Below are 16,478 nucleotides of genomic sequence, written 5' to 3' on the forward strand. Positions count from 1 at the left end.
TGGCGCCTTGATCGCCGCCCGGACGCGGTGCCCCGCTACGCTGAGCGCATGAGCAGCGCTGCGCCCCGGTCCGGAACCCAGACGTCCATCGCCTCCGACGGGTACACCGCCGAGATCGCGAGCGTCGGAGCCACCCTGCGCGCACTGCAGCACGACGGCCGAGACCTCGTCACCACGTTCGACGCCGACGACGTCCGCCCGGTCTTCCGCGGCGCCGTGCTCGCCCCCTGGCCGAACCGCGTCGTCGACGGCCGGTACACCTTCGACGGGGTCGAGCAGGAACTCGCGCTGACCGAGCCGAAGCGCGCACACGCCCTGCACGGTCTCGTGGCCTGGACCGACTTCGCCGTGCTCGAGCAGGACGCCGACCGGGTCGTCCTCGCCACCACCGTGCAGCCCCAGGAGGGCTACCCCGCCCGCGTCGAGGTGCGGGTCGAGTACCGCCTGGACGCCGACGGTCTGCACACCACGATCACCGGGACGAACACCGGGGACGACCGGGCACCCTGGGGGACCGGTCCGCACCCGTACCTCGTCGCCGGCGCGGGCACGGTCGACGACTGGACGCTGACGCTGCCGGCAGCCGAGGTGCTCGAGGTCACCGAGGACCGCCTGATCCCGACCGAGCTGGTCCCCGTGCACGACGAGTTCGACCTCCGCGGGCCGACGGCGATCGGTGCCCGCTTCATCGACCACGCCTTCACCGGCTTCGACCGTGACGCCGAGGGCACCGCCACGATCACCGTCACCGCGGCCGACGGGCACGGCGTGCGGGTCGCCTTCGGCAGGGACTGCGGGTGGGCGCAGGTGCACACCGCCGACCACGTCGTCCCCGAGTACCACCGCTCCGGCCTCGCCGTCGAGCCGATGACCTGCGCCCCGAACGCCTTCAACGCCGACGCCTTCGCCGGTGACGTGGACGCCGGGCTCGTCGTGCTCGAGCCCGGCGCCGCGCACGCTGCCGCGTGGACGATCTCGGCGGTCTGAGCGTCACGGTGGACCGTCCCGCGGGCGTACCGCGGATCGCGGTCCAGCGGCTCGCCGACGTCCGGGACCTCGGCGAGCTCGCCCGTCACAGCACCGCCGACCTGGCCTGGCTGGACTCGGCGCTGCCGGTCGGCTCGCCCGCAGCGGCGGCCCGCCGTGCGGCGTGGTCGGTCCTCGCCGTCCCGGACGGCCCCTTCGCCGCCCGCCTCCGGCACGAGGACCGGATCGCCCACGTCACGGTGTCGGGGTCGGCCGCCCGGTGGTTCGGGTCCAGCCGGGTCGAGAGCCGCCCGGCCTTCGCCGTCCTCGACGAGCTGCTGCGCCGCACCCCGACGCTCGACGAGCCGTTGCCGGGGTGTGCGTTCGCCCTCGGCTGGGTGGGCTTCCTCGGTTACGAACTCGGTCGCGAGGTCGACGGACCCGACCGGAGCGCTGACGGACACGCCGACGCCGACCTCCGGTTCGTCGACCGGGCCGTCCTGGTCCACGCGGACGGCTCCGCCTGGGCGATCGCGCTGGTGGACGACGACGCGCCGACTGCCTCGGAGGCGAACCGAGCGTGGCTGGCGGAGGTGCGCGCGTCGACGACGCGAGACGACGTCACGGTGGCACGCCCGGGCCTCCCGGTCGGCGACACGGTCGTCGTCGGGCGCATCCTGGAGGCCCGTGGTCGCGTCCGCCGCGTCGCCCACGAGCACGCGGTGGACGTGTGTCGACACGAGATCCGCGAGGGCAACGCGTTCCAGGTGTGCCTGACGACCGCCTTCTCGGTGCCGGACGCCCCGCCGAGCCGCGACGGCGACCGGTACCTGGCGGAGTACCGGCGCGTGCGCGAGGGGGACCCGGTCCCGTTCGGCGCCTACCTGCGCTGGGGCGACCTGCGGATCGCGAGCCGTTCGCCGGAGCGGTTCCTGCGGATCGACGCCGACGGGAGCGTGCTCGCCGAACCGATCAAGGGCACCCGTCCCCGTCACCCGGACCCGGTGGCGGACGCCGCGACACGCGCGGAGCTCTCCGACAGCGCGAAGGACCGCGCCGAGAACGTGATGATCGTCGACCTGCTGCGGAACGACCTGCTGCGGACGGCACGCCCGGGCTCGGTGCGCGTGGAGCGGCTCTGCGACGTCGAGACCTACGCCAGCGTGCACCAGCTGGTGTCGACGGTCGCCGGGGTGCTGCCGGAGGGCGCCTCCCGGGCCGAGGTGGTACGTGCCGCGTTCCCACCGGGGTCGATGACCGGCGCGCCGAAGCGCAGTGCGACGGCGATCGCGGACCGCCTCGAAGCGGCGCCGCGCGGGGTCTACTCGGGGGCGATCGGGTACTTCTCGGCGAGCGGAGCGGTCGATCTGTCGGTGGCGATCCGGACACTGGTGACGGTCCTGCACCGGGACGGCCGCGTGTGGTCCCGGTCCCTCGGGGCCGGCGGTGCGGTGACGTGGTCCTCCACGGCGGCGGACGAGGCGGACGAGGTCGAGACGAAGACCCTGTCGGTGCTCGGGGGGATCGGGGCAGTGGCACGCTGGTGATCGTCGGGTCCTGAACCGCTCGAACAGGTGTTCGAGCGGTTGTCCACCGGATGTCGGTGCCGGTTGACATGATCGAACACATGTTCGAATATGAGGGCATGCAGACGGCGGCGGCACTCCGGTCGCCCGATGAGCGTGGCGACCGCGGACGCGGGGACCGGGAGCACATCGGGCGGAACGGTGCTGCCCGGGCTTCCGACCACGTCGGTGCGGCTCGGGCTGCGCTCGACCGGATCACCGCACTGCGCTCCCGGGTCGCCGACATGGAAGCGACCCGCGTGGACACCGAGGGGCTGCCCACGGCCGATGCCCTCGCGCCGCTGTTGCCCGGCGGCGCCATCCGCGCCGGTGGCACGTACTCCGTGCCGGAGTCGGTGCTGCTCGCCCAGACCATGCTGCAGGCGGCCTCCGCGGCCGGATCCTGGTGCGCCGTGGTCGGGGTGCCGTCCTTCGGCGTCGAAGCCGCCGCCGCGGCCGGCATCGACCTGGAACGACTCGTCCTGGTACCGGACCCGGGCGACCAGTGGCTCGCGGTCACCGCGGCGCTCGCCGACGTCGCGCAGATCGTCCTCACCCGGCCGCTCGGCCGCGTGGTGCCCGGTGACGTCGCCCGGCTCTCCGCACGCCTCCGCCAGCGCGGGGCCGCCCTCGTCGCACTCGGTTCCTGGCCCGGCGCGGACGTCACCCTGCGGGTCACCGAGTCGCACTGGAGCGGCATCGGCCAGGGACACGGGTACCTCACCGAACGCCGGGTGACCGTCACCGCTTCGGGTCGGGCCGGAGCAGTCCGGCCGACCAGCACCGAGCTGCTGTTGCCCGCGGCGGACGGGGCGGTGCGCGCGGCGGTCCCGGTGGCGGCCTCGGCCGGTGGGCGGGTCCTGCGTCCCGTGGCGGTGGCATCGTGAGCCCCCGCGGACGCCGGGCTCTGGCCGCCGGGCCGCGTGGTGGTGCCGTGCTGCCGAGTGTCGGGTCGTCCGGGGTGGGGCTGCCGGGTGCCGGAGCCGTCCGGGCCGACGCGCTCAGCCGTGGTGCCGGTCTGCCGGAGCCCCCGCCGACCCGGACGATCGTGCTCTGGTGCCCGGACTGGCCCGTCATCGCCGCTGCCCGGGCCGCGGGCACCCCGCCCGAGCAGCCGTTCGCCCTCATCGCGAAGGGCCTGGTCTTCGCGAGCTCCGCCTCGGCTCGACAGGTCGGCGTGGTGCGCGGACTGCGGGTCCGCGAAGCACAGGCACGTTGCACCGACCTGGTCACGCAGCCCTACGACGACGCACTCGACCACCGGGCGTTCGAGCCCGTCATCCGCGCGATCGAAGCCGCCGCGCCCGGGGTGGAGGTCCTGCGCCCCGGGACGATCGCGCTGCGTGCCCGCGGTCCGGCGCGCTACCACGGCGGCGAGCGGGCGGCCGCGACGATCCTGGCGGGCATCGCCGCCGACCACGGCGCTCCCGGCGTGCGTGCCGGTGTGGCGGACACCCCGTTCGCCGCGGAGCAGGCTGCCCGGGCACGGCCGACCCGGCCGGGGGAGCGCGTCCGGATGGTGCCGGTCGGTGGATCGGGCACGTTCCTCGCCCCGCTGCCGCTCGGGGTGCTCGGCGATCCCGACCTCGCGATGGTGCTCGGCCGCCTGGGCCTCACCACGCTCGGCGACTTCGCAGCCCTCACCGACGAACAGGTGCGCGACCGCTTCGGCGTGCCCGGGGCGTTCCTGCACCGGCTCGCCGGGGGTCGCGACCCGCGGGAGGTCTCCGCGCGGGACGTCCCACCCGACCTCGAGGTCCAGGCGTCCTTCGAGCCGCCGCTCGACCGTGCCGACCAGATCGCCTTCGCCTTCCGTCGTTCCGCCGACGAGTTCGCCGCGAAGCTCCGGGCGGCGGGACTGGTGGCGACGACCATCCGCGTGGGCATCGTCGACGAACGGGACGTCCTGCTCGAACGGGTCTGGGCGCACCCGCGGTGGTTCGACGCCGCGGACGTGGTGGACCGGGTGCGCTGGCAGCTCGCCGGTGGGGTCGACCCGACCGGGCTCGAGGCTCCCGTGACCACGGTCGTGCTCGAACCGGTCGCGGTGGACGACCTGGCGAACCACGAGCGCGGGCTCTGGGGCTCCGGACCGGACGAGCGGGTCCACCACGGGCTGGCCCGGGTGCAGGGCATGGTCGGGCACGACGGGGTCGTCACGCCCCGGATCGGTGGCGGTCGCACCCTGGCCGAGCGCATCGTGCTCGTGCCGTGGGGCGACACGCCGATCGGTGGCGAGCGTGCCCTCGCGGTCGTGCGGGACCGTCCGTGGCCGGGGAAGCTCCCCGGGCCCCCGCCGGCGACGGTCCTCGAACGCCCCCGGCCGGTGGACGTCGTCGCGGCGGACGGCGGATCCGTGGACGTCGACGACCGTGGCGCCCTGACCGGGGAACCCGAGCGGTTCCGCTCCGACGGCGACCGCGGGGGACGGTTCACCGCCGTCACGGCCTGGGCGGGACCCTGGCCGCTGGTCGTGCGCTGGTGGGAGTCCGGCGGGCGACGGCTGCACCGGTTGCAGCTCGTGGACGCCGACGGGCGTGCCTGGTACCTGGTCCTCGCCGACCACCGCTGGTGGGCAGAGGCGATCGCGACGTGAAGGACGGTTCCTGATGGGGTACAACAACCCGCCGATCCCGTGGTCGCAGTTCGAGCGCGCCCTCTCCGACAAGCGGAGCCCGGGCACGACCCCCGAGGGCGACGGTGGGGACAGCCCGGCCTGGTCGCGGAAGCGTGCGCCGTACCGACCGGCGGACCCCGCCGCGCCCGACGCGCCCCCGGCCGTCCCGTACGCCGAACTCCACGCGCACTCGACCTTCAGCTTCCTGGACGGCGCGAGCCCGCCCGAGCACCTGTTGGAAGAGGCCGCACGACTGGGCCTCCGTGGACTGGCGATCACGGACCACGACGGCTTCTACGGGGCCGCCCGGATGGCCGAGGTCGCCGAGACGTACCCGAGCATCACCACGGTCTACGGTGCCGAGCTGTCGCTCGGCCTCACCGAACCACAGAACGGCGTCCCCGACCCCGAGGGCTCGCACCTGCTGCTCCTGGCCGACGGGCAGGACGGGTACCACCGGATGGCCGGCGCGGTGACGGCCGCGCACCTCGCCGCGGGCTCCGAGAAGGGTCGGCCGCGGTACGACCTCGACGACCTCGCAGAACGTTCGGGCGGCCGGTGGCGGGTGCTCACCGGCTGTCGGAAGGGCAGCGTCCGTCAGGCCCTCGAACGCGGCGGTGAGAGCGCTGCCGAGCAGGCCCTCCGCGCACTGCTGGACCGGTTCGGCACCGGCAACGTGGTGGTGGAGCTCTCCGACCACGGTGACCCGCTCGACAGCGCCCGGAACGACGTCCTCGCCGTCCTCGCCGAACGGCACGCGCTGCCCGTCGTGGCGACCGGGAACGTGCACTACGCGACCCCGGACCGGTTCCCGGTCGCGACCGCCCTCGCCGCGGTCCGGGCCCGCCGCAGTCTCGACGAGATCGACGGGTGGTTGCCGGCGGCCGACACCGCGCACCTCCGTTCCGGTGCCGAGATGGCGCGGCGGTTCGCGCGGTGGCCCGGAGCGGTGGAGCGGAGTGTGGAGCTCGCCGACGAGCTCGGGTTCGCGCTGCGCACGGCGAAGCCCGGCTTGCCCGACCTGGACGTGCCGGACGGTCACACCCCGATGAGCTGGTTGCGAGACCTCACATGGCGCGGTGCGCGTCGGTTCTACCCCGGGGACGCCGACGGGGTGGACGCCCACAAGCGGGAGCGCATCGAACGCGAACTGTCCGTCATCGAGGACAAGGGGTTCCCCGGCTACTTCCTCATCGTCCGGGACATGGTGCAGTTCGCCCGGAGCCGGGGGATCCTCTGCCAGGGACGCGGGTCCGCGGCGAACTCGGCGGTCTGCTTCCTGCTCGAGATCACCGCGGTCGACTCGATCCGGTACGGCTTGCCGTTCGAGCGGTTCCTGTCGTCGATGCGCGACGAGGAACCCGACATCGACGTGGACTTCGACTCCGACCGGCGGGAAGAGGTGATCCAGTACGTCTACGACAAGTACGGCCGGTTCAACGCCGCACAGGTCGCGAACGTCATCACCTACCGGCCCAAGGGTGCCGTGCGGGACATGGCGAAGGCGCTCGGCCACAGCCCCGGCCAGCAGGATGCCTGGTCGAAGCAGGTCGAGCGGTGGGGCTCGGTCACCGAGAGCCAGGACCACGACATCCCGGAGCCCGTGGTCGACCTGGCGCAGCAGGTCCTCGGGTTCCCGCGGCACCTCGGCATCCACTCCGGCGGGATGGTCCTGACCGATCGGCCGGTGGGCGAGGTCGTGCCGATCGAGCACGCCCGGATGGACGGCCGGACCGTCCTGCAGTGGGACAAGGACGACTGCGCCTACATGGGGCTCGTGAAGTTCGACATGCTCGGGCTCGGCATGCTCGCCGCGCTGCAGTACTCGTTCGACCTGGCTGCGGACCACTGCGGGGAGCGGTGGGACATGCACGCCATCCCGAAGGAGGAACAGGGGGTCTACGACCAGCTCTGCCGCGCGGACACGATCGGGGTCTTCCAGGTGGAGTCCCGCGCGCAGATGGGCACGCTGCCCCGGCTGCTGCCCCGACGGTTCTACGACCTGGTCATCGAGGTCGCCCTCGTCCGCCCCGGGCCGATCCAGGGCGGCGCGGTCCACCCGTACATCCGACGCCGCACCGGCGAGGAACCGGTCACCTACATGCACCCGGCCCTCGAACCCGTGCTGGAACGGACGCTCGGCGTGCCGCTGTTCCAGGAACAGCTCATGCAGATGGCGATCGCGGTCGGCAACTGCTCCGGGGACGACGCCGACCTGCTCCGCCGTGCGATGGGGTCCAAGCGTGGCCTCGAGAAGATCGACCGGCTCCGGGACAAGCTCTACCGGGGGATGGCGGAGAACGGCATCCTCGGCGAGGACGCCGACGCCATCTACGCCAAGATCCAGGCGTTCGCGAACTTCGGCTTCGCGGAGAGCCACTCGATCAGCTTCGCGCTCATCGTCTACGCCAGCGCGTGGATGCGCCTGCACTACCCGGGAGCGTTCCTGGCGGCGCTGCTCCGGGCGCAGCCGATGGGCTTCTACTCACCGCAGACCCTCGTCGCCGACGCCCGGCGGCACGGGGTCCGTGTGCTCCGGCCGGACATCCTGCGGTCCGAGGTCGACGCGACCCTCGAGCCGATCGACGACCCCGACCAGCCCGATCGTTCCGCCGGTCCCACGGGTCCCACGGGTTCCGCCGCTCACGCCGCCGGCGGTCTGGGGGACGCGTGCCTGGCGACGGAGCAACCGCCCGTGCTGCCCTTCGACCGGGACGCCGAGGACGACACCGCCGCCCACCGACGGGACGGCGCGTTCGCCGTGCGACTCGGGTTGGCCGAGGTCGCCTCGCTCGGCCGACGCAGCGCCGAGCGCATCGTCGCCGAACGGCGGGCGAACGGGTCCTTCACCGACATGTCCGACCTGGCCAGGCGGGTCGGCCTCACCACGGCACAGCTCGAGGCCCTCGCCGCCGCCGACGCGTTCGAGTCCCTGGGCATCGACCGCCGGGCCGGCATGTGGTCCGCAGCGCAGGCGGCGGCCGAGCGGGCCGACCAGTTGCCGGACACCCAGGTCGTCGTGCAGCCGCCGCTGTTCGGGCAGATGACGAGCGGGGACGTCCTCATCGCGGACATGTGGTCGACGGGCATGTCGACCGACGACCACCCGATGGGACACCTCCGTCCGGAGCTGTCCCATCGCGGGGTGCTCAGCGTCGAGGACACCCGGACGGCGGAGACCGGTCGGCGCGTCGAGGTCGGCGGCATCGTCACACACCGGCAGCGTCCGGCGACGGCGTCGGGCATCACGTTCCTCAACGTCGAGGACGAGTCCGGGCTGGTGAACGTCATCTGCAGCGTCGGCGTGTGGGGGCGGTACCGACGGGTGGCCCGGGAGTCGCCGGCGGTCATCGTGCGGGGGATCCTGGAACGCTCGCCGGACGGCGTCGTGAACCTGGTCGCGGACCGGATCGAGCACCTGCCCCTCGCGGTCCGGACCCGGTCCCGGGACTTCCAGTGAGCGCGCACTTCCCGTGAGCGCGGGAGCACCCGTGAGCGCGGCACTCCCCGGATCCGTCAGCGGCGAGGGTTCGGCGTGACCCGCACCTCAGGGACGCGGATGGTGACCTCGAGCCCGCCGGCCGGGACGTTGCGGAGGGTGGCCGAGCCTCCAGCCCGTTCGGCGATCGCGCGGACGATCGCGAGTCCGAGTCCGGAGCCGCCCGGCATCGGGATGCCGGGCACAGCGTCCGGGTCGCGTCGTGACGTGCGGGCCTCGTCGGGCCGGGTGAAACGGTCGAACGCGACCGGTACGAACGACTCGGGGACGCCGGGGCCGTCGTCGGTGATCTGCAACACACCCTCGCCGGGGGTGGTCCGCCAGGTGACGACGACGCTGCCGCCTCGGGGGAGTGCGGCGACCGCGTTGCCTGCGGTGTTCGTGACGAGTTGCGCCATCCCGCCGGTGTCGAGCCGGTACCGCGGTTCCACCGTGCCGCCGCCGATGCCGGGGCCCGAGCCACCGACCGCGACGGGCGGATCGAGTTCGAAGTCGACCGTGACGTCCTTGGCGCTCGCGATGAGGCGGACGCGGTCGACGGCGGCCATGACCTCGTCGCCCAGGTCCGACCACGCGGTGGCCGTCTGCGGGGCGCCGTCCGCCGATCGGCGTTCCGACTCCTCGATGCGGGACAGGGTGAGCAGGTCGTTGGCGAGCCTCGAGAGCCGGGCGACGCTGTTCTTCGCACGTTCGATGTGGGCGGCGAGGGCCTGGGCGTCGTCCCCGTCCAGGGACGCCAGGTCGAGCTGGGTGGTGAGGATCGCGAGCGGGGTGCGCAGCTCGTGGCTGGCGTCCGACACCATCTGGCGTTCCCGCTCGGTGGCCTGGCGGGTCCGCGCGAGGAAGGCGTTCAGGGTCGTGGCGAGGGACGCCAGCTCGTCCTGCGCGGGGCCGACCGGCAGCTCGGCGCGCTCCGGGGCGACGGAGAGCCGTTCGGCCTCACGACGCATCCGGTTGACGGGACGCAGCGCCGTGGTGGCCAGCACCCACGAGGCGACGCCGAAGGCCACCAGGATCGCCAGACCCGTGAAGGACAGCGTGGTGGTCAGGTCGTCGACGACGATCGCCTCGGCCTGCGAGTTGCGGGCGGCGACCACGGTCCAGCGTCCAGCCTGGTTCACCGGGTGTTCGACGACGACGCGGTACTCGGAGTCGCCGACGTCGATCACCGAGGTGCCGGCCGGGGTGGAGCGGAGACTCCCGAGCGCCTGTTCGAGGCGTCCGGGCATCGATGACAGGGTGATGTCGCCCGTGGGTGAGACCACCGCGACGAACTGCGCGTTGCCGGGCGGGGAGAGGTTCGGGTTGCTGTCGACCTCGAGCGTGGCGACGTACGGGTCGGTGTCGGCGTCGAGCAGGGTCTCGGTGGCCCGCGCGACGACGCTGACGACCTGCAGGCGCATCACGATCACGAGCAGCGCGATGACGACCGCCGCGATCACCGTCGAGCCGATGGTGATGCGGGCACGTAGCGAGAGCGATCGCAGCGTCCACCGGGTCCGCCGCGCGGGTGCTGCCCCGTCCGACCGCGTCACGCGGTCGTCACGCGCCGACGAGGTCGAGTCGGTAGCCGCGGCCACGGACGGTGCTGATGGCGACGGTCGCCTCCTGCGCGACGAGCTTCTTCCGCAGGTACGAGATGTACTGCTCGACGACGTTCGGGTCGACGTGCTGCGAGCCGTCCCAGACCTCTTCGAGGATCTTCGGGCGGTCGACGACCGTGCCGACCGAGCGGGCGAGCAGCCGCAGCAGCGCGAACTCGGTGGGGCTCATGGCGACGCGCTGGCCCTTGATGGACACGCGGCGTGCTTCGGAGTCGATCGAGACGTCGCCGACCTCGATGGTGCGGGGAGCACCGACCGGTTCACGGCGGCCGAGCGCACGGAGCCTGGCGGTGAGTTCGGCGAACGCGAAGGGCTTGGTGAGGTAGTCGTCGGCGCCGGCGTCGAGTCCGAACACCCGGTCGTCGACGGCGTCACGTGCGGTGACGAGGAGGATCCGGACCGGGTCCTCCCGTTCGCGGACGCGTCGAGCGAGCTCGAACCCGGACATGCCGGGCATCATCACGTCGACCACGGCGATGTCGTAGGCCTGCTCACCGAGGGCGATCAGCGCCTCCACGCCGTTCTCGACCGCGGTGACGCGGTACCCCTCGGCAGCGAGCCCGCGCTCCATGAGCGCGCGCATCTCGTCATCGTCCTCGACCACCAACAAGCGCATCTGGACCTCCCGCGACCATCGTGGCACCGAACGCCGTCCGGCGGGCGGATCGGCATCCGGCACGCCTGAACACCGTCACAGCACGGCGGGCGTCCCGTTGCGTCCGGTGGACAGCTCGAGACCGACGGGTACTGGCCGGGACCATCGCCTTGCTATGCTCCGGCCCGGACGCTGTACCCGACAGACCGTCCTGTACTGGGGGGCACCATGCACGACCCGGACCGTCCGGAGATCGTCCGCCTGCGCGCCGAGCTCGACTCCGCCCGGGAGGGCGTCGTCGGTCTCGGTCCGCTCGACGGACCACATCGCGACCGCGTCGTCGCCGACCTGCTCGCCGCCGTGCTGGACGGAGCGGGTCGCGCCGCGCGTGCAGCCGGCCGGGAGGCCGTGGTCGCCGAGATCCGTCGGTTCGCCGACGTCGAGGTGGTCACGTCCGACCCGTCGTGGCCAGCGGCGGGGGTGTGGGCGGACCTCCTCGAGGCGGCGCGCCAGGCCGCGTGCGGCACGGACGAACCCGTCCGCTGACCCGACGTCGGAGCAGACTGCTCAGTCGTCCTCGCCGAGCAGTTCCTCACGGACGCGCCGGACGTCCTCCAGCAGCGCTCCGATGAGCACCCAGTGCCGGGAGTTCGGCCGGACGACCGCGAGCGGCGCGGTCAGCGCGTGCTCGACCGCGGTCTCCTCCGGTCCTTCGGCGAGCTCGCCCGGCGTGAGTCGTGCCGACTCGACCTGCGCGCCGAGGCGGCGGACGTCGGAGCCGATGCGGGCGACCTCGGTGGCGATCCGCCCCACCATCGGGTCGGCACGGAGGTCCGGGGCGGTGTTGTCCCGGACGGCGCGTGTCATGCCCGTGACCCGGGTGACGAGGACGCGCAGGTGTTCGGCGACGGCGACGTCCCGCTCGAGGACGGTGTGGTGCCGACCGCCGCGGGGGTTCATGGCGAGCGAGTCGCGAGCCGAGGTCAGCGCGGCCTCCGTCCGGCCGTGCTGCTGCCGGAGCGCCCGGGCCTGCAGCAGGGCTGCGTCCCACTGCTCGTGGTTCCACCCCTCGGTCAGGCCGACGGCGATGCGTTCGAACGCGGCGGCGGTGTCGCGGGCGAGTCGTGCGACGGCCAGGTGTGCGGGTTCGAGGAGGACCGGCGGCACGATGACGGCGTTCACCACGAGCGCGACGACCGCGCCGATCACGGTCTCGAGGATGCGGTCGGCCGAGTAGTTCGGCGTGACGACCCCGGCGGTCAGCACGAGCATCCCGCTGATGCCGACCTGCGTCGCCGAGGTCGGGGTCAGGCGCAGTGCCCAGGCGAGCAGGATCGCCAGGACGACCACGAGCAGCACGATCCACACCGCGTCGCCGAGGAGCAGGTGCACCCCGGTCGCCAGGACCACGCCGAGCAGGACCCCGGCGCTGCGCTCCAGGCCCTTCACGAACGACTGGTTGATGCTCGGCTGCACGACGAGCAGGGCGGCGATCGCGGCGAAGGTCGGGAACGGTCCACGGATCAGGAGCTCGCACAGCAGCACCGCCGCGACCACCGCCACCGCGGTCTTCACGACCTGGAGGAACGGGGTGCGGCTGGAGCTGCGGAGGCGCCTGACCGGGTTCACCCCTCCACGCTAGCCAGGAGCCGCACGCCGAGCCGCTCGGCAACGCGCCGAATCCCCGCACACACGGTTGACTGTGGCCGTGTGGCCCAACCATGAGCGTGTCATCCCCGAGGCCTTCGCCGGGTCCGGGACGTCCGTCGTGGCCGCCCGTGCGCACTCGGTCGAACCCTCGGGCAACGGTTACCTCTACGGGTACGAGGTCGACACCCTCGACCGGAACGGCCAGCGGGCCACCGTCCTGACCTACGTCGACACCGGCGGCGCCCACGACCAGAACAGCGCGATCGTCACCGACCCCGCGACGGGGGAGCCGGTGTCTGTGTGGGCCTACCCGAACGACCCGGGCCTCCCGGTGCTGCCGCAGGTGACCTACCGGGACGCCGTCGCCGAACTCCTGACCACGCTCGGGATGCCGGTGACGGACCCGACCCTGACGGTGGCCGCCTACCGGCCCGGCAAGCGTGCCGTGGTCCGCGTCGACGCACCCGAGCGCACCCTCTTCATCAAGATCGTCCGGCCGCACCGGGTCGCACCGATCGTCCGCACCCACGAGCAGTTCGCGGCGGCCGGGCTCCCGGTGCCGCGCGTGCTGGCGAGCCGCGGTGACGGGCTGCTCGTCCTCGAGCTCGTCCGGGGTGTCCCGGCCGGCAGCCGGATCGTCGAGATCGCGGACGACCCGCGCTTCGTGGCGTCCCTCGCAGCGCTGACCGGCCGCATCGCCGCGGTCCCGATGACGCAGCAGGCGCGTGCGGACGCGATGGACCACGCGGACTGGCACCGCCGTACCCTGACGACCGCGCTGCCCGGGGACGCCGAGGAGATCGACCGCCTGTACGACGCGATCGGGCGCCGGTCGATCGGCTGGAACGCCGCGCAGAAGCAGGTCGTGCACGGTGACCTGCACCTCGAGCAGGTCTTCGTCGACGAGGACGAGCCGTGGCGCATCTCCGGCCTGCTCGACATCGACACCGCCGGTTGGGGGTACCCGGTGCGGGACGTCGGCGCGGTCGTCGCGCACCTCGTCGTCACCGGGCTGTGGCACCGCTCCCGTGGTGACGTGGACCGCGGTGCCGCCGCCGAGCGCCTCGCGGACGCCGTCGCCCGGGACTGGGCCGCCCGGAACCCGCAGGAGGCCGAGCGCCTCGGGCCGGCGATCGGGGCACAACTCCTCGCGCACGCGGGCGGGCAGGCGACCACCGGGTCGGTGAACGGGATCGCGACGGCGGAGCAGCTGCTCGCGGCGACGCGGGCTGCCCTGGCGGAACCGGCCCCGAGCCTCCCGTCCGGTGCCGGCCGGCCCCGCTCCGCACCGCACCGCTGACGCCCGTCCCGTCCGCCCTGCCCGTAACGCCGTGTCCCGGTCGGGACGCCCGCCACGCGCGGGGTGTGGAGAGTCGCCTCCGGCGGTGCCGGGGGAGTAAACTGACCGCGCACGCACGGCGTGCTCGCATGTCGCGTCGATCCCTGCCGCGACGACCGGTCCCTGGCCGGTGCGGGCCGCAGCCGCGTCGCCTGGTAGGTCAGACCTCCAGGACGTTCTCCGGGGGACCTCCTCCGGGATGGGTGGCGTGCGTGAGACGCCGCCGGACTCCCGCGCAGACCGTCACATCGGCCACCGGCCCGCACCTGGGCCCCCGATGCGTCCTGCCGGAACGTGCCGGCGTGCTGCGGGCCACGGCGGCCCGCGGTGGACACCGGTGCGACGGCCACGACACACGGCAGCCGCACCACACGACTTCCGCCCGTACCGGGTGGCTCGCCCCGACGAGGGCGGAACAGGAGGAGCCTTGGCTCGATCAGGTACCCGTCGCGCTGCCGGTGGCACGCGGACGGCTGCGCGCCGGACCCGGCCGCTCGACAACGACGGCCTCATCCCCGTTCTCGCCCGCGCCGTGCGCGAGGTCGAAGCCGCCGCGCAGCGGGGCCCGCTCAAGGCGACGAACCGCACGAAGTTCCAGGCTGTCGCCCTGCTCATGCGCGAGGAGCGTGCGCGCGTCAAGGCGGACGCGACCCTCACCGACTCGCAGCGGGCCGAGCAGCTGAAGCGCCTCGACGGGGTCGCCACGATCCTCGCGAAGACCGCTGCGCGGGACACCAGTGTCATCCAGCTCCTCACCGAGGAAGCCTCGGTCTCCGAGGCCACGCGCACGGTGAAGCGCGACATGCTGATCGCCGCCGGCATCGAGCTGCAGCCCGAGGACCTGGTCATCGCAGCCGAACCGACCGCTGCGGTCGAGACGCCCGAGCGGTCCGTGGTGCCGCAGTCCGTCGTGCAGCGGCAGCTCGCGAACCCGTTCCTGCCGCCCGACTTCGCGCTCGCCGACCAGCCCGTGGCGCACCCGCGTCGTCTGGCGAACTGGGAGCTCTTCGGTCCGCTGTTCAAGTCCTTCGAGTACGGCGCCGGCGGCGGAGTGGCCTCGATGCCGCTGCCCGAGCCCGCCACGCTGCACACCCCGGCCGGTGCCTCGCTGATGAAGCACCAGGCGGAGCTCGTCACCTCGGCGGCGCAGGGGCACCGCACCTTCCTGCTCGCCGACGAGCCGGGCCTCGGCAAGACCGCGGAGTCGCTGCTCGCTGCCGACGCCGCGAAGGCGTTCCCGCTGCTCGTCGTCGTCCCGAACGTCGTCAAGACGAACTGGGCTCGCGAGGCCGAGCGCTGGGTGCCGAACCACCGGGCCACGGTCATCCACGGGGACGGCCAGGACCTCGACGGGTTCGCCGACATCATCATCGTCAACTACGAGATCCTCGACCGGCACGTCGGTTGGCTCGGGACCTTCGGGTTCAAGGGCATGGTCGTCGACGAAGCCCACTTCATCAAGAACAAGGACTCGCAGCGCTCGAAGTTCGTGCTGCAGCTCGCCGAGAAGATCCGCGAGCGCACCGCGAACCCGCTGCTGATGGCTCTGACCGGGACGCCGCTCATCAACTCGGTCGAGGACTTCCGCACGATCTGGGAGTTCCTCGGCTGGATCGACGACAAGAAGCCCCGCGCGCAGCTCATGAACGAGCTCGAGGAGATCGGGTTGACCCCCGCCGACCAGGGCTTCTTCACCGAGGCGCGCAAGGCCGTGATCGACCTGGGCATCGTCCGTCGCCGCAAGGTCGACGTCGCCGCGGACATCCCGGCCCGCCGGATCGCCGACATCCCCGTCGAGCTCGACGGCGACGAGGGCCGTTCCATCCGCGACGCCGAGCGCGAGCTCACCGCGAAGCTGGTCAAGCGGTACCACCAGGCACTCGCTGCCCGTACCGGCCAGGCGCCGGTCGACGGCATCGACGAGAAGCTCGTCCGCCAGGTCGCCCGCTGGGAGCTCGAGGACCAGGACGCCTCGTCCACCGGGGAGAACGTGTTCTCGATGGTGCGTCGCATCGGCCGTGCCAAGGCGCAGCTCGCGGCGGACTACGCGGCGCAGCTCGCCTCGAACGTCGGCAAGGTCGTGTTCTTCGCCAAGCACCTCGACGTGATGGACCAGGCGGAAGAGGTCTTCGCCCGCCGGCACCTGCGCACCGCGACGATCCGCGGCGACCAGACGCCTGCGCAGCGCACGGCCGAGATCGACTCGTTCGTGAACGACCCCGACGTGGCCGTCATCGTCTGCTCGCTCACCGCGGCGGGCGTCGGCCTGAACCTGCAGGTGGCGTCCAACGTCGTCCTCGCCGAACTGTCGTGGACGAGCGCCGAGCAGACGCAGGCGATCGACCGCGTGCACCGCATCGGTCAGGAAGAGCCGGTCACCGCGTGGCGCATCATCGCCGCGCAGACGATCGACACCAAGATCGCCGAGCTCATCGACTCGAAGGCCGGCCTCGCCGCCCGCGCGCTCGACGGGTCGGACGAAGAGGTCGTCGACTCCGGCGACATCCAGCTCGACGCGATGGCGGCGCTGCTGCTCGACGCGCTCTCGCGGTAGGGCGCGGCTGGCTGGCTGGCCGGCTGGCGCCGTTCGGCTGCGCACAACAGGAACCCGCTCGAACCACGGGAGACCGTGGTTCGAGCGGG

At 73.1% G+C, this 16,478-nt stretch carries 11 protein-coding genes; 8 read left to right on the plus strand and 3 right to left on the minus strand.

From position 1 onward, the window contains the following. Positions 1 to 48: 48 nt before the first annotated feature. The 5 genes from DEJ33_RS13550 to DEJ33_RS13570 all read left to right on the plus strand — a co-directional run bounded on the left by DEJ33_RS13550 (position 49) and on the right by DEJ33_RS13570 (position 8,608). Positions 49 to 987 (plus strand): aldose 1-epimerase family protein, encoded by a 939-nt coding sequence (locus DEJ33_RS13550; protein WP_111195243.1) that lies wholly within the window; start codon positions 49 to 51, stop codon positions 985 to 987. Next, positions 966 to 2,513, plus strand: coding sequence for an anthranilate synthase component I family protein (locus DEJ33_RS13555; protein WP_111195244.1), 1,548 nt, complete (start codon positions 966 to 968; stop codon positions 2,511 to 2,513). Before DEJ33_RS13550 ends, DEJ33_RS13555 begins: the two co-directional genes overlap by 22 nt. 80 nt (positions 2,514 to 2,593) lie before the next feature. Then, positions 2,594 to 3,418, plus strand: a complete 825-nt coding sequence (locus DEJ33_RS13560; RefSeq protein WP_258374676.1) for a hypothetical protein — start codon at positions 2,594 to 2,596, stop codon at positions 3,416 to 3,418. 131 nt (positions 3,419 to 3,549) lie between these two features. Continuing rightward, positions 3,550 to 5,127: a DNA polymerase Y family protein gene (locus tag DEJ33_RS13565; RefSeq protein ID WP_375342152.1), complete on the plus strand. Its 1,578-nt coding sequence runs from the start codon at positions 3,550 to 3,552 to the stop codon at positions 5,125 to 5,127. A 13-nt stretch (positions 5,128 to 5,140) separates the two neighbouring features. Continuing rightward, the gene (locus tag DEJ33_RS13570; RefSeq protein ID WP_111195245.1) at positions 5,141 to 8,608 is read left to right on the plus strand and encodes an error-prone DNA polymerase; all 3,468 of its coding nucleotides are present in this window, start codon (positions 5,141 to 5,143) and stop codon (positions 8,606 to 8,608) included. A gap of 56 nt (positions 8,609 to 8,664) precedes the next feature. Here DEJ33_RS13570 and DEJ33_RS13575 read toward each other — a convergent pair whose 3' ends face one another. Together DEJ33_RS13575 and DEJ33_RS13580 are read right to left on the minus strand one after the other, a co-directional pair. Then, the gene (locus tag DEJ33_RS13575) at positions 8,665 to 10,227 is read right to left on the minus strand and encodes a cell wall metabolism sensor histidine kinase WalK (RefSeq protein WP_258378170.1); all 1,563 of its coding nucleotides are present in this window, start codon (positions 10,225 to 10,227) and stop codon (positions 8,665 to 8,667) included. After that, complete coding sequence (locus DEJ33_RS13580) at positions 10,190 to 10,867, minus strand: response regulator transcription factor (protein WP_111195246.1); 678 nt, start codon at positions 10,865 to 10,867, stop codon at positions 10,190 to 10,192. Before DEJ33_RS13580 ends, DEJ33_RS13575 begins: the two co-directional genes overlap by 38 nt. Before the next feature lie 207 nt (positions 10,868 to 11,074). Here DEJ33_RS13580 and DEJ33_RS13585 point away from each other — a divergent pair, with 207 nt between their 5' ends. Further along, complete coding sequence (locus DEJ33_RS13585; RefSeq protein WP_111195247.1) at positions 11,075 to 11,392, plus strand: hypothetical protein; 318 nt, start codon at positions 11,075 to 11,077, stop codon at positions 11,390 to 11,392. Positions 11,393 to 11,413: 21 nt separating this feature from the next. Here the strand turns inward: DEJ33_RS13585 and DEJ33_RS13590 are convergent, their stop codons facing one another. Beyond that, positions 11,414 to 12,475 carry an aromatic acid exporter family protein gene (locus tag DEJ33_RS13590; RefSeq protein ID WP_111195248.1) on the minus strand — a complete coding sequence of 354 codons (1,062 nt, stop codon included), beginning with the start codon at positions 12,473 to 12,475 and terminating at the stop codon, positions 11,414 to 11,416. 79 nt (positions 12,476 to 12,554) lie between these two features. Between DEJ33_RS13590 and DEJ33_RS13595 the strand changes: the two genes are divergently transcribed. Both DEJ33_RS13595 and DEJ33_RS13600 read left to right on the plus strand, forming a co-directional pair. After that, a complete protein-coding gene (locus DEJ33_RS13595; protein ID WP_111237994.1) occupies positions 12,555 to 13,796 on the plus strand; it encodes an aminoglycoside phosphotransferase family protein in 1,242 nt (413 codons plus the stop codon). Between the two features lie 466 nt (positions 13,797 to 14,262). Then, a complete protein-coding gene (locus DEJ33_RS13600) occupies positions 14,263 to 16,389 on the plus strand; it encodes a DEAD/DEAH box helicase (RefSeq protein WP_111195249.1) in 2,127 nt (708 codons plus the stop codon). The last annotated feature ends 89 nt before the right edge of the window (positions 16,390 to 16,478 follow it).

This window comes from Curtobacterium sp. MCPF17_047 (assembly GCF_003234045.1).
Taxonomy (GTDB): domain Bacteria; phylum Actinomycetota; class Actinomycetes; order Actinomycetales; family Microbacteriaceae; genus Curtobacterium.